At 75.4% G+C, this 24,931-nt stretch carries 19 protein-coding genes; 16 read left to right on the top strand and 3 right to left on the bottom strand.

Annotated features, from left to right (window positions below):
* Positions 1-6 precede the first annotated feature (6 nt).
* From GA0070558_RS28865 to GA0070558_RS28800, 14 genes are all read left to right on the top strand, one after another.
* Positions 7-1,137, top strand: a complete 1,131-nt coding sequence (locus GA0070558_RS28865; RefSeq protein ID WP_077935114.1) for a radical SAM family protein — start codon at positions 7-9, stop codon at positions 1,135-1,137.
* A 30-nt stretch (positions 1,138-1,167) separates the two neighbouring features.
* Positions 1,168-1,425 carry an acyl carrier protein gene (locus GA0070558_RS28860; RefSeq protein ID WP_043960761.1) on the top strand — a complete coding sequence of 86 codons (258 nt, stop codon included), beginning with the start codon at positions 1,168-1,170 and terminating at the stop codon, positions 1,423-1,425.
* Positions 1,422-2,306, top strand: a complete 885-nt coding sequence (locus GA0070558_RS28855) for an SDR family oxidoreductase (RefSeq protein ID WP_228986437.1) — start codon at positions 1,422-1,424, stop codon at positions 2,304-2,306. The genes GA0070558_RS28860 and GA0070558_RS28855 overlap by 4 nt, the downstream gene beginning before the upstream one ends.
* Before the next feature lie 21 nt (positions 2,307-2,327).
* Positions 2,328-5,423 (top strand): 3-phosphoshikimate 1-carboxyvinyltransferase, encoded by a 3,096-nt coding sequence (aroA, locus tag GA0070558_RS28850; RefSeq protein WP_091285551.1) that lies wholly within the window; start codon positions 2,328-2,330, stop codon positions 5,421-5,423.
* A complete protein-coding gene (locus tag GA0070558_RS28845) occupies positions 5,420-6,568 on the top strand; it encodes an acyl-CoA dehydrogenase family protein (RefSeq protein WP_091285548.1) in 1,149 nt (382 codons plus the stop codon). Before aroA ends, GA0070558_RS28845 begins: the two co-directional genes overlap by 4 nt.
* Positions 6,565-7,359 carry an SDR family oxidoreductase gene (locus GA0070558_RS28840; protein WP_091285544.1) on the top strand — a complete coding sequence of 265 codons (795 nt, stop codon included), beginning with the start codon at positions 6,565-6,567 and terminating at the stop codon, positions 7,357-7,359. The genes GA0070558_RS28845 and GA0070558_RS28840 overlap by 4 nt, the downstream gene beginning before the upstream one ends.
* The gene (locus tag GA0070558_RS34690) at positions 7,356-9,344 is read left to right on the top strand and encodes an FAD-dependent oxidoreductase (RefSeq protein WP_091285541.1); all 1,989 of its coding nucleotides are present in this window, start codon (positions 7,356-7,358) and stop codon (positions 9,342-9,344) included. The genes GA0070558_RS28840 and GA0070558_RS34690 overlap by 4 nt, the downstream gene beginning before the upstream one ends.
* A complete protein-coding gene (locus tag GA0070558_RS28830) occupies positions 9,341-11,404 on the top strand; it encodes an ATP-binding cassette domain-containing protein (RefSeq protein ID WP_141722355.1) in 2,064 nt (687 codons plus the stop codon). The genes GA0070558_RS34690 and GA0070558_RS28830 overlap by 4 nt, the downstream gene beginning before the upstream one ends.
* Positions 11,401-13,287 carry an ABC transporter ATP-binding protein gene (locus tag GA0070558_RS28825; protein ID WP_091285538.1) on the top strand — a complete coding sequence of 629 codons (1,887 nt, stop codon included), beginning with the start codon at positions 11,401-11,403 and terminating at the stop codon, positions 13,285-13,287. Before GA0070558_RS28830 ends, GA0070558_RS28825 begins: the two co-directional genes overlap by 4 nt.
* 58 nt (positions 13,288-13,345) lie before the next feature.
* On the top strand, positions 13,346-14,614 hold the full coding sequence (locus GA0070558_RS28820) for a cytochrome P450 (RefSeq protein ID WP_141722354.1): 1,269 nt from the start codon (positions 13,346-13,348) through the stop codon (positions 14,612-14,614).
* Positions 14,607-16,424, top strand: a complete 1,818-nt coding sequence (locus GA0070558_RS28815; RefSeq protein WP_091285532.1) for a condensation domain-containing protein — start codon at positions 14,607-14,609, stop codon at positions 16,422-16,424. Before GA0070558_RS28820 ends, GA0070558_RS28815 begins: the two co-directional genes overlap by 8 nt.
* A gap of 130 nt (positions 16,425-16,554) precedes the next feature.
* Positions 16,555-17,841, top strand: coding sequence for a beta-ketoacyl-ACP synthase II (gene fabF / locus GA0070558_RS28810; protein ID WP_229405825.1), 1,287 nt, complete (start codon positions 16,555-16,557; stop codon positions 17,839-17,841).
* Complete coding sequence (locus tag GA0070558_RS28805) at positions 17,838-18,923, top strand: branched-chain amino acid aminotransferase (RefSeq protein WP_077935104.1); 1,086 nt, start codon at positions 17,838-17,840, stop codon at positions 18,921-18,923. The genes fabF and GA0070558_RS28805 overlap by 4 nt, the downstream gene beginning before the upstream one ends.
* Positions 18,923-20,536 carry a beta-ketoacyl [acyl carrier protein] synthase domain-containing protein gene (locus GA0070558_RS28800; protein WP_256092178.1) on the top strand — a complete coding sequence of 538 codons (1,614 nt, stop codon included), beginning with the start codon at positions 18,923-18,925 and terminating at the stop codon, positions 20,534-20,536. The genes GA0070558_RS28805 and GA0070558_RS28800 overlap by 1 nt, the downstream gene beginning before the upstream one ends.
* Here GA0070558_RS28800 and GA0070558_RS28795 read toward each other — a convergent pair.
* The gene (locus GA0070558_RS28795) at positions 20,515-20,997 is read right to left on the bottom strand and encodes a PaaI family thioesterase (protein WP_077935103.1); all 483 of its coding nucleotides are present in this window, start codon (positions 20,995-20,997) and stop codon (positions 20,515-20,517) included. The genes GA0070558_RS28800 and GA0070558_RS28795 overlap by 22 nt on opposite strands.
* Positions 20,998-21,051: 54 nt before the next feature.
* Here GA0070558_RS28795 and GA0070558_RS28790 point away from each other — a divergent pair, with 54 nt between their 5' ends.
* Both GA0070558_RS28790 and GA0070558_RS28785 read left to right on the top strand, forming a co-directional pair.
* Entirely contained in the window at positions 21,052-22,026 is a 975-nt protein-coding gene (locus GA0070558_RS28790) for a GlxA family transcriptional regulator (RefSeq protein ID WP_091285526.1), read from the top strand.
* Between the two features lie 100 nt (positions 22,027-22,126).
* Positions 22,127-23,464: a helix-turn-helix domain-containing protein gene (locus GA0070558_RS28785; RefSeq protein ID WP_091285523.1), complete on the top strand. Its 1,338-nt coding sequence runs from the start codon at positions 22,127-22,129 to the stop codon at positions 23,462-23,464.
* Here the strand turns inward: GA0070558_RS28785 and GA0070558_RS28780 are convergent.
* Both GA0070558_RS28780 and GA0070558_RS28775 read right to left on the bottom strand, forming a co-directional pair.
* Positions 23,457-24,164 carry a helix-turn-helix transcriptional regulator gene (locus GA0070558_RS28780; RefSeq protein ID WP_091285520.1) on the bottom strand — a complete coding sequence of 236 codons (708 nt, stop codon included), beginning with the start codon at positions 24,162-24,164 and terminating at the stop codon, positions 23,457-23,459. The two genes, GA0070558_RS28785 and GA0070558_RS28780, sit on opposite strands and share 8 nt — an antisense overlap.
* A 74-nt stretch (positions 24,165-24,238) precedes the next feature.
* Complete coding sequence (locus GA0070558_RS28775; RefSeq protein WP_091285517.1) at positions 24,239-24,763, bottom strand: helix-turn-helix transcriptional regulator; 525 nt, start codon at positions 24,761-24,763, stop codon at positions 24,239-24,241.
* Between the last annotated feature and the right edge of the window lie 168 nt (positions 24,764-24,931).

Raw genomic sequence — 24,931 nt, 5'->3', positions numbered from 1 at the left:
CGCGTCATGCCCACCCCTGTCGCCATCAATCCACGCCCGCCCTCCCGCAAGGAGGCCAAGGCCCGGCTCCAGGCGCTGCTCGCCGGCCGCCCCGACCTGGCCGGGCGGCTCGCCGCCGTCCGGGACATGGGCCTGCGGGTCACCGCGTCCGAGGTCCACCTGACCACCACGTGCAACATCCGGTGCAAGGGCTGCTGGTACTTCGAGGGAGGCTTCGACGCGGCCGTCCCCGAGACGTCGGACCCCGTCGTCATCTCCGACTTCGTCGACTCGCTCGTCGCCCGGGGCGTCACCCAGGCGACGCTCATCGGCGGCGAGCCCACGCTGGTGCTCAACCGGGTCGTGCCGTTCGTCGAGCGGCTCCCGTACGTCACGATCTCCACCAACGGGATCCGGCCGCTGCCGCGCGCCGGGTTCGAGGACGTCGCGGTGGCGATCAGCCTGTTCGGCGGCGGCCCGCTCGACGACTCCCTGCGCGGCTACCGCCCGAACGGGTCGGCGTTCACCGGGCTCTTCGAGACCGCCCTCGGGCACTACCGCAACGACCCGCGCGTCATCTTCGTGTACGCGCTGTCCGAGGAGGGCCTGCAGTACGTCGAGCCGACGGTGCGGGCGATCCAGGACAACGGCAACCAGGTCACCTTCAACTTCTACTCCGACCACGGCAGCGACCACGCACTGCGGATCGACAACGAGCAGCGCACCCTCGCCGAGGCGCTGCGGATCAAGGAGAAGTATCCGGAGACCGTGGTCAGCCACCCGTACTTCATCGAGACGCTGATCACCGGGCGCAGCCACTGGGGCGGCCAGTTCGGCTACGACGTCTGCCCGAGCATCAGCGTCGAGCACCCCGACCACGCCGACCGGATCGCCAACGGCAACCCCGTCCTGGACGGCTTCGCCGTCTACGGCGCCGACTACCAGACCCTCCAGTTCTGCTGCACGTCCGGCAACTGCGCCGACTGCCGCGACAGCCAGGGCGTCTACAGCTGGCTCCTGGTCAGCGCCAACCGGTTCCTCGACGACGTCGGCCGGCTGGAGACCTGGCTGGACCTGGCGGAGAGCTACTGGCGTCAGTGGTACTGGGCGCAGCGGCACCACGCCAACTTCGCCCGCCGCGCGCCGCTGGCCGCGTAGCCAACCCATCCGATCGAAGGAGCGCCCCGCATGTCTTCCCCCTCTGCCCCGATCACCGAGTCCGTCGTCGCCGACCGGCTCCGCGTGGAGCTGATCGACCTCGGCGTCGACGAGGAGGCGATCACCCCGGACGCCAAGTTCGACCAGCTCGACATCGACTCGCTGGACGTCGCCGACCTGATGGCCATGGTCGTCAAGGAGTTCAAGGTGGAGATCCCGCGCAGCGAGCTGGCCGACGTCACCATCGGGCAACTCGTCACGCGGATCGTCGCGGGCGCGTCACATTGACCTCCCTGCTCAGCCTGGACAAGCGCCGCTACCTCGTCACCGGCGTCCTCAACAACGAGTCGATCGCCTGGCACGTGGCGGCGGCCCTGCAACGGGAGGGCTGCGAGGTCGTCCTGACCTCGTTCGGTCGGGTGGCCCGCATCACCCGCAAGGTGGCCGACCTGCTGCCGTCCCCGGCCGAGGTGCTCGACCTGGACGTCATGTCCGACGAGAGCGTCGCGTCCCTGGCCGAGCAGATCGAGAGCCGCTGGGGGCAGCTCGACGGCGTGCTGCACAGCATCGCCGCCGCGCCGCCCGACGCGCTGGGCCCGGGCTTCGTCAGCGCGCCGGCCAGCGGCGTGCTCGACGGGTTCCGGGCTTCGGCGTACTCCTTCCAGCAGCTCACCACCGCGCTCGCGCCGCTGCTCGCGCGCGCCCCGGGCGGCGGCGCGGCGGTCGGCCTGACCGTCGACTCCACCCGCGCGCTGCCCGGCTACGGCTGGATGGGGGTCTACAAGTCGGCGCTGGAGGCCGTCGCCCGCTACCTCGCGCTGCACCTCGGGCCGTCCGGCATCCGGGTCAACCTGGTCGCCGCCGGCCCGGTCGAGACCGTGTCGGCGCGCGGGGTGCGCACCTTCGCCGAGCTGGCCGACCAGTACGAGCGGTGGGCCCCGCTGGGCTGGGACCGCGCCGACCCGGCGCGTGTCGTCGGCGCGGTCCTGTTCCTGCTGTCGGACCTGTCCCGGCACACCACGGGGCAGGTGGTGCACGCCGACGGCGGCATGCACGCCGTCTTCGGCGGGGTCGGCGTGTCGCCGGCGACGGGCACCGGCGTGCCCCCCGCCGCGACGGCTCAGGCCGGCGGGACGACGGCGTCGCGCGGCGAGACCGCGACCGGCTGACACACACTGCGGGGAGCGACCGTGCGTCTTGTCATCAAGGGGACCAGCGAACCCCTCGTGGGGGAACTCGACATACCGGCATCGAAATACCATGCCCACCGCGCGCTGATGCTGGCGTCGCTCGCCGACGGGACGAGCCGCATCCACGGCGCCTGCGGCGCCGGCCACGTGCGCCACACCATCGGCGCCCTGCGTGACCTCGGCACGTCGATCACCGTCGACGACGACACGTTCGTGGTGCGGGGCGGCCCCTACCGGCCGGTCCGGCCGGAGGTCTCGGTCGGCAGCTCCGGCACGACGCTCTACTTCCTGACCGGGCTGGCCGCGCTGGCCGGGTCGCCGGTCACCATCACCGGCCAGAAGTACTTCCGGCGGCGGCCCATCGGCCCGCTGCTCGACGCGCTGGCCGGCATCGGCGTGGAGATCGGGTCCACCGGCGGGCTCCTGCCGATCCGGGTCCCGGCCCGTCCACCGACCGGGGGCCGGGTGGAGATCCCGGGCACCCTCTCGCAGTGGATCTCCAGCCTGCTGCTGGTCGGCCCGTTCGCCACGGGCCCGACCGTGGTCGACGTCGTCGGCCCGTTCAACGAGCGCTCCTACGTCGACCTGACCATCGCGATGATGCGACGGTTCGGCCTGCACGTGAGCGTCGGCGCGGACGGGCGGCGGTTCGAGATCGAGCCGGGGCAGCGGGCCACCCCCGCCGAGATCCACCTGCCGCCCGACGTCGGCGCGGCGGCCTTCGGCCTGGCGGCGGCGGCCCTGCACCCGTCCGACGTCCTGTTCCGGGGGCTGGCGGCCGGCCCGTCGGGCGAGGTGGACCACCCCGAGGCCGACCTGCTGGACCACCTGCGCGAGATGGGCCTGCCGCTGCTGCGCGACCCGGCCACCGGCTGGACGCGGGTGCGGCACGACGGGTCGCGGCTGGCCGGCGTACGCGTCGACTGCCGCGCCGTGCCCGACATGCTCCCGGTGCTCAGCGTGCTCGGGGCCCACGCCCGAGGCAGCACCGTCCTGGAGAACGTGGCGCACGTGCGGCTCAAGGAGTCCGACCGGGTGGCCGCGATGCTCCAGCTCAACCGGATGGGCGGGCGGGTGCGGCTGGACGCCGACCGGCTCGTCTGCGACGGCGTGGACCGGCTGCGGGAGGCCGACCTGTCGTCGTTCAACGACCACCGGGTGCTGATGGCCCTGGCCGTGGCCGCGTCCCGGGCCTCCGGCGAGAGCCGGCTCACCTACCCCAACGCCCACCGGATCTCCTACCCGCAGTTCCTCGACCAGATGAACGCGGTCGGCCTGAACATGTCCGTCGACCGGGCACCGGTCGACAGGCCGCCGGCCGACCGGGAGCCGGCCCGGCCGGCGGCGCTGCCGTCCCCGGCCCGGCTGGCCGCCACCGGCCCCGCCGACCTGGTACGCCGGCACGCCCGCGCCCACCCGGGCACCGCCGCCGTGATCGAGGCCGCCTCGCCGGGGCGGCCGGGCGGCGTACTCACCTGGCGGGAGCTGGACCGGCGCGCGGACGCCGCGGCGGCGCTGCTGCTGGAGCTGGGCGTCGGGCCGGGCGACGTGGTCGCCTGGCAGCTGCCCAACTGGCACGAGTTCGTCGTGCTCTCCCTCGCCACCCTGCGCGTCGGCGCGGTCTGCTGCCCGATGATGCCGTTCTTCCGCGAGCGGGAGGTCGACGACCTGCTGCGCCGCTCGCGGGCGCGGGTGTTCGTGGTGCCCGCCGCATTCCGGGGGCGCGACCACGTCGCCGAGACCGCGTCGGTGCTGGCCGCGCCCGGCGCGCCGGCCGTGGCGCACGTCCTCGTCGTCGGCGGCGACGGCCCGCTGCCGCCGGGCCCGGCGTCCCAGGGGCCGGAGCCGGCGGGCCCGGCGTCGCCCGGTCCGGCGCCGGAGGGCGGCCCGGCCGCGCGGTGGCAGCGGTTCGACGCGGCCCTCGCCCGGCAGCGCCCCGACGCGGCGGCCCTTTCCGCCCGCCGGCCCGCCCCGGACGCCCTCGCCCAGCTCATGTTCACCTCGGGCACGTCCGGCCAGCCCAAGGGCGTGCTGCACCGCGCCGACACGCTGACCCGCGCGGCGGCCATGCAGGCCCGCCACCTCGGGCTCACGGCAGCCGACCGGTTGTACGTGCCGTCGCCCCTGGCGCACCAGACCGGCTTCCTCTACGGCATGTGGGTCGGCTTCGTCCTCGGCGCGCCGGTCGTGCTGGAGCCCATCTGGAGCGGCCCCGCCGCCCTGGCCACCCTGCACCGCACCGGCGCGACCTTCGTCCAGGCCGCCACGCCGTTCCTCGCCGACCTGGTGGACGCCGTCGAGACCGGCGGCGGGCCGCCCGAGGCGCTGCGCGTCTTCGTCGCCACCGGCGCGGCGGTGCCCCGCACGCTGGCCGAGCGGGCCACCCGCACCCTGGGGGCGGCGGTGTGCGGCGCGTGGGGCTCCACCGAGTCCTGCCTCGGCACGCTCGCCGCGCCGACCGACGAGCCGGCCCGCGCCTGGGGCACGGACGGCCGCGCGCTGCGCGGCGTGCGGATCCGGGTCACCGGCGACGACGGCAGCGTCCTGCCCGCCGGCACCGAGGGCAACTTCGAGGTCGGCGGCGACTGCCTCTTCGCCGGCTACCTCGACCATCCGGAGTGGACGGCCGCCGCCCTGACGCCGGACGGCTGGTACCGCAGCGGGGACCTGGCGGTCATCGACGAGGCCGGCTTCGTCCGGATCACCGGCCGGGTGCGCGACGTCATCAACCGGGGCGGGGAGAAGATCCCGGTGGCCGAGGTGGAGCAGCTCCTGCACACCCACCCGGCCGTCCGCGACGTGGCGATCGTCGCGATGCCGGACCCGCGCCTCGGCGAGCGGGCCTGCGCCTTCGTCGTGCCGCAGCCGGCACCGGAGGCAACCGGGCCGGCAGAGGCGGCCGGGCCGGGGGGTTCGTCCGAGCCGTTCACCCTCGACGGGATGCGGCGGTTCCTGGACGCGCGCAAGGTCGCCAAGCAGTACTGGCCCGAGCGGCTGGAGACCGTGCCCGAGCTGCCCCGCAACGTGGTCGGCAAGGTGCAGAAGTTCGTGCTGCGAGACCAGCTCAAGCAGATCATCAGCGAGGAGGCCACGTGACCGACGACGACGGCGAGGCGTTCGCGACGCTCGCCCGCGAGGTCGAGGCGTTCGTCCGCGGGCCCGGCGAGGAGTACGCCGAGACCATCGAGCGCACCCGGGCGGTGCCGCCGCAGCTCTGGGACGACCTGCGCGACCGTGGCTACCTGCGGCTGGCCGCCCCGGCCGAGTACGGCGGCGCCGGGCTCTCCTTCACGCAGTACCTGCGGCTGCTCGAACTGTTCTCCATGTCCCACGCGTCGCTGCGGATGATCGTGCACGTCTGCAACGGCGTCTGGCGGGCCATGGACCAGTTCGCCACCGACGAGCAGCGCAAGCGGTTCGTCCTCCCGCAGGTGGCCGGCGACCTGCGGGTGGCGTTCACCCTCACCGAGCCCACCGCCGGCACCGGGGCCGACCTGCGCGCCAGCGTGGTCCGCGACGGCGACACCTATCTCCTCTCCGGCGAGAAGCACCTGATCACCTTCGGGGTGAGCTGCGACTACTGGCTGCTGTTCGCCCGGCTCGCCGGCACCACCGGTAAGGACGGCACCGTCGCGCTCATGGTGGACCGGCACGTCCCAAGCGTCCGGGTCGAGCCGATGGCCGACACCATGGGGGTACGCGGCACCGACCACGCCCACCTGATCTTCGACGGGGCCCCGGTGCCGGTGGCCAACCGGCTCGGCGAGGAGGGCGCGGGCCTCGCGGTCGCCCTCGGCGGCTTCCTCACCCCCAGCCGCATCGGCGTCGCCATGACCTGCGTCGGCCTGGCCCGCCGCGCCCAGGAGCTGGCGGTCGCCCACGCGCGCCGCCGGGTCACCTTCGGCAAGCCGCTGACCGCCCGCCAGGCGATCGCCTTCGCGCTCGCCGAGAACGCCGCCGACATCGAGGCCGCCCGGCAGCTCACCCTGCACGCGGCGCGGCGGTGGGAGGCGGGGGCCGCCGACGCGGACGCGCTGTCCTCGATGGCCAAGCTGGTCGCCGTCGACATGCTGACCCGGGTCACCGACAAGGCGCTGCAGGCGCACGGCGGCATCGGCTACTGGGAGGGCAGCCCCATCGAGCGCGTCTACCGCGACGCCCGCGCCCAGCGGTTCGAGGAAGGCACCAACGAGATCCAGAAGACGGTCATCGCACGAGAGATCCTGGCGGAGCAACGGTGACGAGCTACCACGGCAAGACCGCACTGATCACCGGCAGCTCCCGGGGCATCGGGCGGGCCCTCGCGTTCACCCTGGCCCGGGGCGGCGGCTCGGTCGTCGTCAACTACAAGAAGAACGCGGAGCTGGCCGACCAGGTCCGCAAGGAGATCGAGCAGCTCGGCGGCCGGGCGCTCACCGTGGCCGCCGACGTCGAGCAGCCCGAGGAGATCGACCGGCTGTTCGCCGCCGCCGAGCAGGAGTTCGGCACCCTCGACTACTTCGTCTGCAACGCGGCGGCCAGCTCGTTCAAGAACATCATGGACCTGAAGGTGCACCACCTCGACCGCTCGTACGCGATGAATTTGCGCGCGTTCGTGCTCGGCTGCCAGCACGCGGTGCGGCTGATGCCCGACGGCGGCCGGATCGTGGCCCTGTCCAGCTACGGCAGCATCCGCGCCTACCCCACGTACGCGAACCTCGGCGCGGCCAAGGCCGCGATCGAGGCGTGGGTGCGCTACATGGCCCTGGAGTTCGGCGGGCGCGGCATCAACGTCAACGCGGTCAACGGCGGCATCATCGACACGGAGTCGTCGCAGTACTTCTACGACGTGCCCGGGATGGCCCCGCTGTCCACGGTGCTGCCCAAGATCCCCAAGGGTCGGATGGGCACCGCGCAGGAGATCGCCGACGTCGTCGCGTTTCTGCTCTCCCCGGCGGCCGAGTACATCACCGGGCAGACCATCGTCGCCGACGGCGGCCTGTCGATCGTCTCGCCGCCGTTCGTCCAGGACCTGACCGCCCCCCTGACATGACGTCCGGCCTGGAGCACGTGCTGCGCCCCGGCCGGATCGGCCGGCTGGCGCTGCCGCACCGCGTCGTCACCGGAGCCATGCACCTGGGCTGGGAGGCCCGCGACGACGGCGGGGCGGCGCTGGCGGCGTTCTACGTCGAGCGGGCCCGGGGCGGGGCCGGGCTGATGGTCACCGGCGGCGCGGCCGTCAGCCCGGAGGGCGCCGGGGGGCCGGGCTACGGCGTGCTCGACGACGCCCGCTTCCGCGCCCGGCTGCGGCGCGTCGCCGCCGAGGTGCGCGCGGCCGGAGGGCTGCTCGCGCTGCAGTTGTTCCACGCCGGCCGGTACGCCCGGCCGGCGGCGGGCGGCCCCCACCCGGTCGCCCCGTCCGCCGTCTACAGCGCGTTCTCCCGGCACACCCCGACCGCGCTCGACGCCGCCGGCATCGCCCACACGGTCGCGGACTTCGCCCGGGGGGCCGCCCACGCCCGCGACCTCGGCTTCGCCGCCGTGGAGATCATGGGCTCCGAGGGCTACCTGCTCGACCAGTTCCTCTCCCCGCTGACCAACCTTCGCGACGACGAGTGGGGCGGCGACCCGCGGCGGCGGTCCCGCTTCCCGGTGGAGGTGGTCCGGGCGGTGCGCGCGGCCGTCGGCACCGACTTTCCGGTCATCATGCGGATGACCGGTGACGACCTGATGGCCGGCGGCACGACCCGCGACGACGTCCTGGCGTACGCTCGCGCGCTCGCCGCTGCCGGTGCGGACGCCCTCAACGTCGGGGTCGGCTGGCACGAGTCCCCGGTCCCCACCGTGCAGGCCGTGGTCCCGCCGGGGCACTGGGTGCCGGTGGCGGCGGCGGTCAAGCAGGCCGTCGGCGCGTTGCCCGTGCTGGCCAGCAACCGGATCAACCGGCTGTCGCAGGCCGAGGCCGTCCTCGCCGGCACGCCGTTGGACCTGGTGTCGATGGCGCGGCCGTTCCTCGCCGACCCGGCGCTGGTCGCCAACGCCCGTGCCGGCCGGCCGGTGAACGTCTGCGTGGCCTGCAACCAGTCCTGCATCGACCGGTCGCTGGCCGACGAGCCGGTGTCCTGCATGGTCAACCCCCGGGTCGGGCGCGAGCACGAGCCGGCGGCGACGCCCGCCGCGTCGCCCCGCCGGGTCGCCGTCGTCGGGGCCGGACCGGCGGGCCTCAGGGCCGCCCGCGAGCTTGCGCTGGCCGGGCACCGGGTCACCGTGTACGAGGCCGCCGACGAGCCCGGCGGCCAGTTCCGGCTGGCGGGCCGGGTGCCCGGCAAGGCCGACTACCTCGCCGCGATCGGCTTCCTCGTCGCCGAGCTGGCCCGGCTCGACGTCGAGCTGCGCACCGGCCGTCGGATGACCGCCGCCGACCGGGACCTGCTCGGCGGCTACGACGGGGTGGTCGTCGCCACCGGCGTGCTGCCCCGGCCGGTGCCGATCCCCGGCGTCGAGCTGCCGCACGTGCTCGACTATCCGGCCGCCTTCGCCGACGGGGCGCTGGCCGAACGCGTCGTCGTGATCGGCGGCGGCGGCGTCGCCGTGGACGTGGCGCACCTGGCCAGCCACCCGGCCGGGCCGGCACGGCGGGTCACGGTGCTGCACCGGGGCCGCCGGCTCGGCCCCCGGCTGGGGCGCTCGACGCGGTGGGCGGTGCTCGCCGAGCTGCGCCGGCAGCGGGTCGACGTCGTGCCCGGCGTCCGCGACCTGCGGATCAGCCCGGCCGGGGTGCACTTCGCCGACGCCGAGGGGCAGCCGCGCACCGTACCCGCCGACACCGTGGTGATCGCCGCCGGGCAGGTGCCCGACGACGGCCTCGTGGCGACGGTGCGCGCGGCCGGCGTCTGGCACCACGTCGTCGGCGGCGCGCGGGACACCGCCGGGCTGGACGCGGTGCGGGCCTTCGCCGAGGGCACGGCGGCGGCGGAGGCGTTCCGGCGCGCGCAGGACCGCGCCGACCAACTCGCGGGGATCGAGGAACGGGTATGACCGTCGACGGGCAGGAACGCATTACCGCGCTCGGCGTGCTGCGGCGCACCGCCGTGGACCGGTGGCGCATCGTGCGGCTGCTGCCGCGCGCGGGCTGGGCGGCGGTGACCGCCGCCGTCGTCAACAACGTGCTGCTGGCCGCCGCGCCGGTGCTGTTCATCGTGATGACGAGCCTGCTCGTCGGGCGGCTGCCCGCCGCCGTCCGCGACGGCGTGGACTCGCCGGCGTTCGGGCGGCTGGTGACCGCGTTCGTCGTCGCCGCCGCCGCGCTCAGCGCGCAGCAGCTGCTGGCCCAGCTCCAGCTCACCACCGGGCTGCTGGTCCAGCGCCGCGTCGACGGGTGGGTCGCCGACGAGCTGATGGCCGCCGCGCTGAGCAGCCCGGGCATGGAACCGCTGGACGACCGGGCGCTGACCGACCGGCTCAGCGAGGCGTCCCGCGAGGTGGAGCAGGGATTCCAGAGCCCCGGGGCCGCCTGCGCCGGGATGCTGGCGCTGCTCGCCCGCTACGGCCAGCTCACCGGGTACGCGGTGGTCGTCGGCGTCGTGTTCTCCTGGTTCGCGGGCGTGGGCCTGCTCGCCGCCGTCCTGGCGTTCCGCCACGGGCAGCGCGGTGGCCTGCGCAAGTACGCGGCGATCTACGGCACGATCGTGGCCCAGGTGCGCCGACTGACATACTTCCGCTCCGTCGCCACGGGCAAGCCGGCCGCCAAGGAGATCCGCGTCTTCGGTCTCCTGCCGTGGCTGCGCGAGCAGTACGCGGCGGCGTACCTGGACTGGATGCGCCCGGTCTGGGCCGAGCGCCGCCGCGTCTACCTGCGGCCCTACTTCGGCTACACGGCCCTCGGGCTGGTGGTGCTCGTCGCGGTCCTCGCCGCGCTGGGCCTGGCCGGCGGGCAGCGGGAGGTCGACCTCACCCGGCTGGCGCTGGTTATCCAGGCCGTCCTGGCGGCGATCCAGCTCGGTGAGTTCTATCCCGAGGCCGACGTGCAGACCCAGTTCGGCATGAACGCCTACCGGGCGGTCGACGAGTTCCGCGCCGGCATGCGGGCCCGATCAGCCCCGGACCAGGCCCCCGCCCAAGCCCCCGCCCTTGTTCCCGGGCCCGCATCGGCACCCCCGCCGGTGCCCGCGCCGCGCCCCGCCGGGGAGCCGGGCGCGCCGCCCGCCGCCGTGCCGATCCGGTTCGAGGCGGTGTCCTACCGCTACCCGCACCGGTCCGCGCCCGTGTTCACCGATCTCGACCTCACCCTGCCCCCGGGCAGGTGCACCGCGATCGTGGGGCTCAACGGCGCCGGCAAGACCACCCTGGTCAAGCTGCTCGCCCGGCTGGCGACCCCGACCTCGGGCCGGATCACCGCGGGCGGGCAGCCCGTTGACGCCCTGCCCGTGGCACGCTGGCGCGGCAACCTCGCCGTGATCTTCCAGGACTACCTGCGGTACGAGGCCAGCGCCGCCGACAACATCGCGCTCGGTGCCGCCGGGCACGCCGGTGACCTCGCCGGCATCCGGGCGGCGGCCGAGGCGGCGGGCATCCTGGGCACGCTCGACGCGCTGCCGCAGGGGCTGGACACCCCGCTGTCCGGGCAGCTGCGCGGCGGGGTGGACCTCTCCGGCGGCCAGTGGCAGCGGCTCGCCATCGCCCGGGCGCTGTTCGCCGTCCGCCACGGCGCGTCGGTGCTCGTCCTCGACGAGCCGACGGCCAGCCTGGACGTCCGCGCCGAGGCGCGGTTCTTCGACGAGATCATCGCCGCCACGGCGGGCGTCACCACGGTCCTCATCTCGCACCGGTTCGCCACCGTGCGCCGCGCCGACCACATCGTCGTGCTGGCCGAGGGGCGCGTCGTCGAGCAGGGCTCGCACGACGAACTGTTGCGCCACGGCGGCCGGTACGCCCGGCTGTTCGAGTTGCAGGCGGCCCGGTTCCTCGACGCCCGCCCGGACGACGACCCGGACCACCCGGACGGCGACGGCCCGGACGGCCGGGACGGCGACGACCCGGGCGGCCCGGAGGGCGACGGCGCGCCGGTGGAGATCGGACAGGAACGGAGCCTCGGATGAGTCGCGGACTGCTGTCGGCCGCCTGGTCGCTGTGGCGGACCTCGCTGCGGCAGGACCGGCGCAAGGCCGTCACGGCGCTGGTGCTCGTCGTCGCCGGCGCGGCGGCGTGGCCCCTGGTGGCGATCATGCTGCGCGTCCTGTTCGAGGCCGCGAACGCCGGGCGGCCGGTCGCCGCGAGCCTCGCCGGGGTCGCCGTGGCGGTGCTGCTGATCGCCGGCCTCACCCTCGGCCACTTCGCGCACATCGCCTACTTCGAGCTGTCGGAGCTGGACGTCCTGCACCTGCACCAGGAGCTGATGGACGCCACCAACGGCTCGGCCGGGATGGCCCACTTCGAGCAGCCCGAGTTCGCCGACAAGGTCAGGATCCTGGAGGAGGACGTCGAGCAGCTCCGCGTCGGCCTCCAGGCCGTGCTGACCGGCGTCGGCCTGGCCGTGTCCATGACGCTGACGACGGCGGTGCTCGCCTCGCTGCACCCGCTGCTGCTGTTGCTGCCGCTGGTCGCCGTGCCGCCGCTGCTGGCCGGCCGGCGGGCGGAGCGGATGGTGGACCGGTCTCGGGAGGCCAGCGCCGAGTCCACCCGCCGGGCCCTGGGCCTGTTCCGCCTAGCCACCCACGCCGCGTCCGGCAAGGAGCTGCGGGTCTTCGGCCTGGAACAGGAGGCACGCCGCCGGCACGGCGCGTTCTGGCAGGACGCCACCCGGCGGCTGTGGCGCACGCAGGCCGTGGCGAGCCTCGTCCGCATGCTCGGGCAGTTGGCGTTCGCGGGCGGCTACATCGCCGCCGTGCTCCTGATCCTGCGCGACGCCGTCGCCGGCCGCCGGGGCGTGGGCGACGTCATCCTGGTCATCACCATCGCGGCGCAGGTCAACCAGCAGGTGGCCGCCGCGGTCGGTGTCCTCCAGGACCTCCAGCGGCTGCGCAGCGTCTACCAGCGGCTCGACGAGGTCCACGAACTGGTCCGGGCCGGGGAGCGCGCCGACCGGGACGAGGCCCGCCCCGCCGGTTCCGCTGACCCGCCCGGCCTCACTGACCCGCCCGGCCCCACTGACCCGCCCGGCCCCGCCGGCTCACCCGCCCCGCCGGCCGGGTCGCCGCCGGAGCGGCTGCGCGACGGCATCCGGCTCGTCGGCGTCGAGCTGCGCTACCCCGGCGGGGAACAGCCGGTGCTCGCCAACCTCGACCTGCACCTGCCGGCGGGCGCGACCGTGGCGATCGTCGGCGACAACGGCGCCGGCAAGACCACCCTCGTCAAGCTCGTCTGCGGGCTGCTGCGCCCGACCGCCGGCCGGGTCCTCGTCGACGGCGTCGACCTGGCCGACCTGCCGCTGCCCGGGTGGCGGGCCCGGATCGCGGCCGGCTTCCAGGACTTCGTCCGCCTCGAACTGCCGGCCCGGCGGACCATCGGCGTCGGCGACCTGCCCCGGCTCGACGACGAGCCGGCGGTGCGTGCCGCGCTGGAGCGCGCCGGCGCCGGCGACCTCGTCGGGCAACTCGAAGCCGGCCTCGACACCCAGCTCGGCCGCGAGTACGCCGACGGGGCCGAACTCTCCGGCGGCCAGTGGCAGAAGCTCGCCCTCGGCCGGGCGTTCATGCGCGACGACCCCCTGCTGGTCGTCCTCGACGAGCCCGCCGCCGCCCTCGACGCCGAGGCCGAACACGCGATGTTCGAGCGGTACCGGCTCCAGGCCGCCCGGGTCGCCGCCGCCACCGGCGCCGTCAGCGTGTTCGTGTCGCACCGCTTCTCCACCGTCCAGTTGGCCGACCTGATCGTGGTGCTCGCCGACGGCCGGGTCGCCGAGCTGGGCGGCCACGCCGACCTGATCGCCGCCGACGGCCTCTACGCGGAGATGTTCGAGCTGCAGGCGAGGGCGTACCGGTGACCGGGGTGGACGCCGACGTCCGGCCCACCAGCCACAGCGAAGTCCGGAGGACCCGTCAGTGACCAGCGCAACGCACACCGCAGAGTTCGACCCCTTCTCACCGAGCGCCATGGACAACCCCTACCCCGCGTACGCGGAGCTGCTGCGCCACGAGGAGCCGCTGTACCTGGCCGACCGCGACATGTGGCTGGTCATCCGGTACGACCACGTCCGCGCGGCGGCGAAGGACCACGGCGGCCTCTCCTCGGCCGAGGGGATCGCCTACCACCGGTCCACGCTGCCCGTGCTGTTCGGGCTCGACCAGCCCGACCACACCCGGATGCGCGGGCTGATCCGGCACGACTTCTCGCCCCGTGGCGTGCAGTTCTGGCGGCCGTTCATCGAGCAGGTCTGCGGCGAGCTGCTCGACGAGGCCGTCGCCACCGGCGACATCGACCTCGTCCAGCAGGCGATCATCCTGCTGCCCGTCAAGGTCGTCACCACGATCGTCGGGGTGCCCAGCGACAACCTCGCCAAGCTGAAGCTGACCGCCGGGGTGCTGGAGAGCTTCATCGCCAACGCGAAGGTCGGCGAGGACGCCCCGGACGACCCCGACGAGAACGCGCTGCGGCTGCGGGCCGCCAAGTCCGCGCTCTCCTCCGTCGCCGGCCTGTCCACCTTCCTCGGTGGGCTGCTGGAGGAGCGCCGGGCGCAGCCGCCCCGCAGCGACGTGGTGTCGAAGCTGTTCGCCGCCGCCGAGAAGGGCGGGGTGACCGAGAACGAGATCCTCTGGCTCTGCCTCACCCTGCTCGTCGGCGGCCAGGAGACCATGACGCACTTCCTGGGCAACATGCTGGACGCCCTGCTCAACCACCCCGACCAGTTCCGCCTGGTGCGCAGCCGGCCCGACCTGATCCCGGCGACGATCGAGGAGACGGCCCGCTTCTACCCGCCCGTGCAGAACGTCTTCCGCACCGCGACGACCGACGTCGTCGTCGGCAACACCACCATCCCGAGGGACGCCCGGGTCGAGCTGTCGTTCGCGGCGGCCAACCGCGACCCGCGCAAGTTCCCCGACCCCAACGCCTACCGGATCGACCGCCGCACCGACGGGCACCTGGGCTTCGGGGCGGGCATCCACACCTGCGTCGGCATGCACCTGGCCCGCCTCCAGGCGGCGACGTTCCTGCGCCTGCTCATCGAACGCACCGACGACATCGAGCTGATCGGCGAGCTGGTCAAGATCCCCAGCCCGGCGTTCCGGGGGCTCGACCACCTGCCGCTGCGCCTCACCCCGAAGGGCGGTCGCCCGGCCGCCGGGCCGGTGAACGGGGGGCACCGTGCGTGACGCGACCACCGGCGGCCCGCCGGACCCGGCCGTGCGCGACCTGCCGTTCGCCGTCGGCGAGGCCGCGTCCGGGCCGCTGACCTGGGCGCAGAGCGTGATGTGGGACGCGATGCAGTGGTTCGGCAAGGAGGCGAACCAGTTCAACATCGGCCAGCCCCTCGTGCTCGCCGAACCCGTCGGGCAGGCCCGGCTGCTCGCGGCCCTGCGGGGCCTGGTCGAGGCGCACCAGACGCTGCGGACCCGGTACGTGGCCCGGTCGGGCCAGCCCCGCCAGGAGGTCCACGCCTCGGGGGCGTACGACGTCGTGGTGGCCGACGGGCACGACGACCCGGCGCGCGTCGCGGAGGAGCTGGCCGGGCGGTTGGCGGAGACCGCGTTCGACCACGAGGCCGAGTGGCCGCTGCGGGTCGGCTGCGTCGTCGACGGGGACGGCCGGGTCACCGCCGTGGCGCTCGTCGGGTCGCACCTGGCGTTCGACGGCTGGGCGTTCCACACGATCGTCGACCTCCTGCTCGCCGGGCTCACCGGCGAGCCGGACCAGCCGGAGCAGCCGGAGCAGGCGTCGCCGCCGGCCGCCGTGCCGCAGCCGGCGTCGCCCGTCAGTGCGCAGCCGTCGGCCGGTGAGGGCGTGCCGCAGGCGCTGGAGCAGGCCGCCTTCGAGGGCTCACCCGCCGGCCAGCAGCAGAGCCGGCTCGGGCTGCGGCACTGGGAACAGGGCCTGTCCGCCGCGCCTGCGTCGATGTTCGACCTGCCGCGCGCGGCCACCGGCGACCAACCCATCGAGCGGCACCTGCTCGACTCGGCGGCGGTCGCCGCGGCGGCGGCCACCCTCGCGGCGCGCACCCGCACGTCGTTCTCGACCGTGCTGCTCTGCCTCACCACGCTCGTCCTGACCGCCTACAACGGCCACGACACCGCCGTGTTCAAGCTGATCACGGGCAACCGGCTCGACCGGCGCAGCCGCGACCTGATCGCGCTGAACACCCTGGACGCGCTGCTGGCGTTCACCGTCCCGCGCGACGTGGACCTGCTCACCGCCATCCGGCAGACGCACCGGCCCGCGTTCGACGCGTACCGCCGGGCGCAGTGCGACCCGCGCGCCGTCCGGACGGTGGTCGAGGAGGTGGGCCGGCGGCGGGGCGTGTCGTTCGACCTGTCCACCTACTTCAACAACGGGCACCGGGGCAACGACTGGGCCGTCACCGGCCCGGAACCGGGGCCGGACCGGCTCGCCGAGCTGCGCGCCGGGTCCCGCTACACGCGGCTGGACCCCCTGCCCCGCAGCGACATGAAGTTCATGGTCGCCGCCAGCAACGCCGGGGAGGGGATCTGCCGCCTCGGCCTGCTGGTGGACACGACGTACCTGCCGGGCGGGCTCGGCGAGACCATCGTGCGGGGCATCGAGACGCTGCTGTGCGACGCGGTCGCCGACGAGATCGGCGTCGCCGAGATCCCCGGCCGGATCGGCCTCACCCCCGCCGTCCGGGGGGCGGACTGGGTGCGTACCCCCGCCGGCTGGGTGCGCCCCGCCGACGTGGCGGAGCTGGTCCGCGAGGCGGCCGGGGGCGTCGAGGTCGCCGTCCTCGCCGCCGGGCCCGCGCCGGGCACCGGGCTGACGGCGTACGTCGCCGACGCCTCGGCCGTACCGGAGGAGTTGCACCGGCGCGTGCTCGACCTGCTGCCGGGCCGCACGGGCGTGGCCGCCCCCGACGGGTACGTCGCCTGCGTGGCGGCCCCGCCCGCCGGGGTCGGGCCCGACGCCTGGCGGGGCGTGCCCGTCGCGGCGCGCGGCCCGGGGCGGCCGGCATGACCGGCGGGCTCTCCGGGACGACCAGCGCGGCGGCCGGCATGCGCGGCGGAGCGGTCGGCGGGAGCGGCGACCGCCGCACGGACGCCTGCCGCGCGGTCACGGCGATTGATAGTCTGCGGTGGGTCGTTCGATGCCTGAGAAGTGGGGCCGTGGCGGGATGGTAGGGGGCGACGTCGTCATCACCGGCATCGGCGCCGTCACGCCGCTCGGCCTCGACCGGGAGAGCACCTGGCACGGCCTGCTGGCCGGCAAGTCCGGCGTCGGCGCGATCACCGCGTTCGACGCCGCCGACCTGCCCACCCGCATCGCCGCCGAGGTGCGGGGCTTCGACCCGGCGGCGCACTTCACCCCGAAGCGGGCCCGCCGGATGGCGCGGTTCAGCCAGTTCGCGGTCGTCGCCGCGCGGGAGGCGGTCGCCGACGCGCGCCTGACCGTCGACCCCGACCACGCCGACCGGGTGGGCGTGGTGGTCAACGCGGCCGTCGCCGGCTTCGACACCGTCGAGGCGGCCACCCGGGGGCTCCTCGCGCCCGTGCCGTCCGCGCCCAGCGCCCAGTTCGTGCCGTCCTCCCTGACCAACATGCCGGCCTGCGAGATCGCCATCGACCTGGGCGCGCACGGGCCGGTCAACGCCAGCGCCCTGGCCTGCGCCAGCGGCGCGTACGCGCTGCTCGACGCCCGCCGCCTGATCCTCAGCGGCGAGGCGGACGTGGTCGTCTGCGGCGGCACCGACGCGGCGATCACCCCGGCCATGTTCGCCGGCCTGGTGAGCATGGGCGCGATGTCCGAGCGCAACGCCGACCCGGCGGGCGCCAGCCGGCCGTTCTCCGCCGACCGCGACGGCTTCGTCTTCGGCGAGGGCGCGGTGGTGCTGGTCCTGGAGTCGGCCGAGCACGCCCGCCGCCGGGGGGCCACCCCCTACGCCACCCTCGCCGGTGGCGCGCTGACCAGCGACGCGTTCCACGTGAGCGCCCCCGCCCCGGGCGGCGTGCACGCCGCCGCCGCGATCCGGCAGGCCGTGGCCCGCTCCGGGCTGCGCCCCGACGACGTCGACTACATCTGCGCCCACGGCACCTCGACGAAGGCCAACGACCGCACGGAGACCGTCGCGATCCGCGCCGCGCTCGGCGACGCCGCCGACCGGGTGGCGGTCAGCGCGCCCAAGTCGATGCTCGGCCACCTGATCGGCGCGGCCGGGGCGCTCGGCGCGATGGTGTGCGCCATGGCGATCCGCGAGCAGGTCGTGCCGCCCACGATCAACCTGCACGAGCCGGACCCGGAGTGCGACCTGGACTACGTGCCGCACCAGGCCAGGGAGATGCCGGTGCGGGCCGCGCTCACCAACGCCTTCGGCTTCGGCGGGCAGAACTGCGTCGCCGTCTTCACCGAGCCACCGTCCCGAGGAGAGCCCAGATGACCGCCGAGTTCCGGTTGAGGCGAACCGACCACCCGACTCCCCAGCAGCAGCGGGAGGAGATCCTCGCCGATCCCGGGTTCGGCCGGCACTTCACCGACCACATGGTCACCGTGACGTGGACGCCGGACGCGGGCTGGCACGACCACCAGGTCACCGCGCTGGCCCCGTTCACCCTGCACCCCGGGGCGGCCGTCCTGCACTACGCCCAGGAGATCCTCGAAGGGCTCAAGGCGTTCCGCCGCGCCGACGGCAGCATCTGGCTGTTCCGGCCCGGCCTCAACGCGCGCCGGTTCGCCGCGTCCGCCGACCGGCTGGTCCTGCCCGAGCTGGACGAGGAGACCTTCGTCGAGTCCGTCGCCGCGCTGGTCCGCGCCGACGAGGCGTGGGTGCCGCCGTACGGCGGGGAGCAGAGCCTCTACCTGCGCCCGTTCATGTTCGCCGCGGAGGCGTTCCTCGGCGTGCGGCCGGCGCAGCAGGTCACCTACTGCGTGATCGCCTGCCCGGCCGGGTCGTACTTCCCGAACGGGGTCACCGGCGTGACCCTGTGGATCTCCACGAAGTACAGCCGGGCGTCGATCGGCGGCACCGGCGCGGCCAAGTGCGGCGGCAACTACGCCGCGAGCCTCGCCCCGCAGCGCGAGGCGCTGGGGCACGGCTGCGAGCAGGTGCTCTACCTGGGCGGCGAGCAGCGGCGCGACATCGACGAGTCCGGCACCATGAACGTCTTCTTCGTGACCCGCGACCAGCAGCTCGTCACCCCGAGCCTCGGCACCATCCTCGACGGGGTGACCCGCGACAGCGTGCTGGCGCTCGCCGCCGAGCACGGCCTCGACCCGGTGCAGCGGTCGATCGGCATGGACGAGATCCGCGACGGGCTCGCCGACGGCACGGTCACGGAGGCGTTCGCGGCCGGCACCGCCGCCGTGATCACCCCGATCATCGGGTTCAAGAGCGAGGAGTTCTCCGCCCCGGTCGGCGACGGCACCCCCGGCAAGTACACCCGCCAGTTCCGCACCCACCTGCTGGACATCCAGTACGGCCGGGCCGAGGACACCCACGGCTGGATGCACCGGGTCCTGTAGTGGGCGCACCCATCGCGGTGGTCGGGATGGCCGTCCGCGCGCCGGGCGGCATCGCCGACCTCGACGCGTACTGGTCGGCCATCCTGCACGCCCGCGACCTCACCGGCGACCTGCCGGCCGACCGGCGCGACGCGTTCGGCGCGGCGTGGGACGGCATGGTCACCCGGGGCGGATACCTCGACGCGGCGTTCGACTTCGACCCGAAGTTCTTCGGCATCGCGCCGAAGGAGGCCCGGGTGCTCGACCCGCAGCACCGGCTGCTGCTGGAGGTCGCCTGGGAGGCGTTCGAGCACGCGGCGATCCCCGTCGCCGCCGTCGCCGCGTCCACCGGCGTGTTCGTCGGCATCACCGGCCGGGACTACTGGCAGTGGCTCTCCGGCGACCCCAACTCGTACTGGACCATCGGCAACGGCCACGCGTTCGCCGCCGGCCGGGTCGCGTACACCCTCGGGTTGGGGGGTCCGGTGTTCGCGCTGGACACGGCCTGCTCGTCGTCGCTGGTGTCCGTGCACACCGCGTGCCGGGCGCTGGCCGCCGGCGACTGCGACGTCGCCCTCGCGGGCGGCGTCAACCTGGTCCTCGCCCCGGGCACCACCCGGGCGGTGGCGCAGACCGGCGCGCTGTCGCCGCAGGGCCGCTCCCGCCCGTTCGACGCCGATGCGAACGGGTTCGTCCGGGGCGAGGGCTGCGGCCTGCTGGTGCTCAAGCGGCTCGCCGACGCCCGCCGGGACCACGACCGCGTCCTCGCGGTGATCGGCGGCACCGGCATCAACCACGACGGGCGTACGGCGACGTTCACGACGCCGAACGTGTCGGCCCAGGCGGGGCTCATCGACACCGTCCTCGCGGCGGCCGGCGTGTCCGCGCGGGACGTCGGCTACCACGAGGCGCACGGCACCGGCACCCCGCTGGGCGACCCGTCCGAGCTGGAGGCGGTCGTGGCCGCGCTCGGCCGCCGCGACGGCCGCCCGCTGTACGTGGGCTCGGTGAAGGGCAACGTCGGCCACACCGAGTCGGCCGCCGGGGTGCTCGGGCTGGTGAAGGCCGTGCTGTGCCTGCACCACCGCACGATCGCCCCGCAGGCCAACTACCGGGCGCTCAACCCGCGCGTCGACCTCGCGGGCACCGGCATCGAGATCGCGGCGGCGGCGGTGCCCTGGGACGACCGGCTGGGCCCGTGCGCGTCGACGAGCTCGTACGGGATGAGCGGCACCAACGCCTTCGCGGTGCTGTCCCCGGCACCGCCGCCCGAGCCGGCCGCAGCGGTGCCCGCCCCGCGCGGCTTCCCCGTGTCGGCCGCCGCCCCGGGCGCGCTCGCCGAGCTGGCCGGCCGGTACGCGGCGCACCTGGCCGCCGTGCCCGACGCGGACTACCCGGCGTTCGTGTCGACCGCCACCGGCGGCCGCACCCGGCTCAAGCACGCGGTGTGGGTCGAGGCGGCCGAGCCGGCCGGCGCGGCGGCGGCGCTGGCGGCCCTGGCCGCAGGCGAGGCGCACCCGGCCGTGCGGGCGCTCGGCGCGGACGAGCCGGTGCCGGCCCCGCCCGGCCGGGCGGTCGTCTCGCTGCCCGGCTACCCGTGGCAGCGCGGCACCTACCTCTCCGCCCCGGCCTGAGCCCTCTCCGCCCCGGCCTGGGCGGCGAGCGTGGCCGCGCGGGCGGCCCGCGACGGCAGCGCGAAGTGCAGCGTGGCCATGGCGACCAGGCGGCCACGGTGGTCCGTGGCCCGCGCGTCCACGACCGCCGAGCGGCTGGCGATGTTGACCACCTCGGCGGCGACCCGCAGCACGCCGGGCTCGGCCGGCTCCAGGAAGCTGATGCTGCTGTTGGCCAGCGCCATCGCGGGCGCCGGCCCGACCAGCACGTTCACCGCGACGAAGCCGGCCAGGTCGATCGCCCAGAACATGGCCGGCCCGGACAGCGCCCCGTCGATGCGGCGTTCGAGCCCGTCGGGGCCGGCGGCGCAGACCACCCGGCCGCCGTCGATCGCCTCCACCCGGAGCCGGTCGGTGCCGGACAGGATCTCGGCGAGCCACGCCCGCGCCTCGTCGATCGCCATCACCGGTTGCCACGCCATGGCCACACTATAAGTCGCGATCGATCTTTTCCGGTCGTCTCGTACGGTGGGGCGATGGGGGAGAGAACGGTCCTGATCGTCGGCTACGAGGGCGCGGAGCTGATCGACATCGCCTGCGTCAGCTCCAGCCTGGACATCGCCAACCGCATCGGCGCGGACCCGCCGTACCGGATCGTGCTGGCCACGCCCGGCGGGCAGCCCATCACCTGCGACTCCGGCCTGCGACTCTGCGCCCAGGAGACGCTGGAGCGGTGCACGGGCCCCGTCGACACGCTGGTCGTCTCCGGCGGCCTGGGCCACACGCGGGCCGCCGCCAACCCGCTGGTGACCGGCCACGTGCGCCGGCTGGCGGCGCTGGCCCGCCGGGTCGCGTCGGTGTGCACCGGGGCGACCGTGCTCGCCGAGGCCGGCCTGCTCGCCAACCGCCGGGCCACCAGCCACTGGATGTACGCCGACCAGCTCGCCCGCAGCTATCCCGACGTCACCGTCGACCCGGAGCCGATCTACATCCGCGACGGCAACGTCGCCACCTCCGGCGGCGTCACCAGCGCCCTCGACCTCACCCTCGCCTTCGTCGAGGAGGACCACGGCATGGCCCTGGCGCGGGGTGTCGCGCTGGGCGTGGTCACCTACCTGCAACGCCCCGGCGCCCAGGCGCAACTGAGCATGTTCCTGGCCCGCTGCTCGACCGACGACCTCGTGGTGCGCCGGGCCCGCAGCCACATCGCCACCCACCTGGCCGACGACCTCGGCACCGCCGCCCTGGCCCGGCTCGCCGGGGTCAGCGAGCGGCAGCTCTCCCGGCTCTTCCACGCCCACGCCGGGTCGACCCCCGCCCAGTACGTGCGGCGGGCGCGCACCGAGGCCGCCGCGCACCTGCTGACGTCGACCGCGCTGCCGCTCGCGGCGGTGGCCCAACGGTGCGGCTTCGGCTCCACCGAGTCGCTGCGCCAGGCGTTCCTCACCCACTACGCGGTGACCCCGTCGCGTTTCCGGGCCGAGCGCCGCAGGACCGTCGACGCCCCGTGACCCCGTCGGGCGGGACCGGGGTTGGGCACCGGCCCTCGGTTTCTGTAACTATCCGTGGGGTGACGTTCACGGATGGGGTCGGCGTCTCGGTGGCGTCGGGATGAACGGCCGGCTGGGGGCCCTGCTGCGGCGACACCGCACGGACGCCGGCCTGACCCAGGAGGAGCTGGCCGACCTCGCGGGCGTCGCCGTGCGTACGGTGCGGAACCTGGAGCTCGGCCGCGTGGCCCGGCCGCAGCGCCGCACCGTGCAGGAACTGGCCGACCGCCTCAGCCTCTCCGAGCCGGACCGGTCCCGGTTGCTCACCGCGGCCCGTGGGGGCGGGTGGGACGACGGGGCGGGCTCCCTCCCCGGTGACCTGGCCGACTTCGCCGGCCGGGCCGGGGAACTGCGCCGGCTGGCCGGCGCGGCCGAGGCGGCCGGACGGTCCGGCGTCAGCCGGGTCGTGGTCGTCAGCGGCGCGCCCGGGGTCGGCAAGTCCAGCCTGGTGGTGCACGCCGCACACGAGCTGGCGCGCCGCTTCCCGGGCGGCCCCCTGCACGTGGACCTGCGGGGCCTGGACGACGAGCCGACGACCCCGGCGCAGGCCCTCGACCAACTGCTGACCGCCCTCGGCGTGACGGCCCCACCGCCCGCCACGGACGCCCGGCTGACCCTGTGGCGCACCCTCGCGGCCGACCGTCGCGGGCTGCTGGTGCTGGACGACGCGCGCGACGAGGCGCAGGTGCGGCCCCTGCTGCCGGGCGGGCCGGGCTGGCTGGTGCTGGTGTCCAGCCGCAACGCCCTGGCCGGGCTGGTCGGGGCGGACCGGATGCCGCTGGGCGTGCTGTCCGACGCCGAGACGCGCACCCTGCTCGCCGCGTCGGTGGGTGGCGGGCGGATCGCCGCCGACGACCCGGCGGCGGCGGAGCTGGGCCGGCTCTGCGGCGGGCTGCCGCTCGCCGTCCGGGCGGCCGCGAACCGACTCGCGGTCCGGCCCGAGTGGAGCGCGCGGTGCTTCGTCGAGCGGCTCCGCGACGAGCAGCGCCGGCTCGACCTGCTGCGGGCCGGCGACATCCAGGTGCGGGGGGCGTTCGAACGGTCGTACCGGCTACTCGACCCGTCCGTCCGGCGCACGTTCCGGCTGCTGGGCGCGGCCCCGCTGCCGGAGTACACCGCGCCGGTGGTCGCGGCGCTGTCCGGCGAGCCGGTGCCGGTCGCCGAGGACCGGCTCGACAGGCTGGTCGACGCGGGACTGCTCGGCACCGGCGCGGCGACCGGCCGGTACGTCCTGCACACGCTGCTGGCGCTGTTCGCCGCCGAGCGGTTCGCCGGTGACGAGGTGGCCGGGGACCGGGAGGCGGCCCGGGGGCGGCTGGCCGCCCACCTGCGGGGTCGGGGCGCGGCGACACGACCAGCAGCCAGCCCGGGGGCCGGCGGGCCCGGCTCCCTCAGGTGACCGGGTCGGTGCCCCCCGACCGCCGCCGCACCAGGCCGAGGGTGATCGCCTCGCGGGTCAGCTCCGCCTTGTTCCCGACGTCCAGCTTGGACCTGATCCGGGTGAGGTAGGTGTTCACCGTCGCCTCGGAGATGCCCAGCCGGCGCGCGGCCTGGGCGTGCGTCAGCCCCTGGGCGATCAGCGTCAGCGTCGCCGCCTCCCGGGGGGCGAGCGCGGGGCGGCCGGGCGGCCGGAAGCGCGCCCGGTCGCGGCCGGGGCCGGGCCCCGGCGCGCAGGCCGGGGCCCGACCTCCGCCGGCCGCCGGCCGCCCCGCCTCCGGGCCGGTCGCGCAGGCCCGGAGCCGCGCCGACAGCGTCGGGCACAGGTAGAACCCGCCGGCCGCGACCACGTCGAGGGCCGTCCACAGGTGGACCCGCTCGGTCGCGGTGGTCACCACCGAGCGGGCGCCGGCCCGGATGGCGTCCAGCGTCGCGCCCTCCGCGGACTCCGGCACCATCACCAGCGTCGGATGCCGGGCGCACGACCAGCGGAGCACCTGCGGTGGCGGGTCGACCAGGACCACGACCGCCACCGTCCCGGCCGCCACCTCGCCCACCGCGTCGACGGTGCACAGGCTCCGCACCCGGTCGTTGCCGTCGATGAGCTGGCGCACCCCGCGCCGGGCCAACGGCTCGGCCACCACCACACACACGTCGAACATCGCCCCACCCCTCGGTGAGCAGTCAACTACGGTGCGGTTGGTGGGGCGAGGCAAGATGACCGGCAAGAACGGGTTCACACCGACAAATAGCCGAGTTCCACCGCCCGCCGGGTCAGCTCCGCCTTGTTGGCCGCCCCGAGCTTGCGGCGCAGCCGCTTGGCGTACGTGTTGACGGTCTGCTCCGTCACCCCGAGGCGGTGGGCGACCTGCCGGTGGGTGAGGCCCTGCGCGATGCACCGCAGGGTCTCCACCTCGCGGGGGCCCAGCGACACCTCCGGCCCGCCCGGCGACGCCCGGCCGCCGCCGTCCGGTCGGCCGCCGACCAGCGCCGCCACGCTCCGCGACAGGTACGACCCGCCGGTGAGCACCGCCGACCGGGCCAGCTCCAGCTCGTCGATGCCGTCGCCGTCGCGCAGGACGGCCCGGGCCCCGGCGGCGAGCAACGCCAGCGGGTCGACCGTGGTGGCGCGGGGCAGCACGAGCAGCACCAGCCCGTCGGCGGTGAGCGTGGCCAGCTCCGGCCAGCGTTCGCCGGTCAGGCGGTCCCACCGGACGACGACCGGCGCGGGGCCGGCGTCGGGTGGATCGACGGTCGGCATCAGGTTGCTCCCGGGAAGGAGGGGTGCCCGAACTCCAGCGTGTACCGAGCGCTACCGATGGTAGATGCCGGAGAAGTCCCCAAAATGACGGCTGTCCATGTCCCCCGCGCGCCGCGCACACTGTCCCCCGCGGCGTCGACGTCGCCACCTCCCCAGCACCGGCCGTCG

The organism is Micromonospora haikouensis (assembly GCF_900091595.1).
GTDB classification, from domain to species: Bacteria; Actinomycetota; Actinomycetes; order Mycobacteriales; family Micromonosporaceae; genus Micromonospora; species Micromonospora haikouensis.
This window is presented reverse-complemented; position numbering and strand designations above follow the sequence as displayed.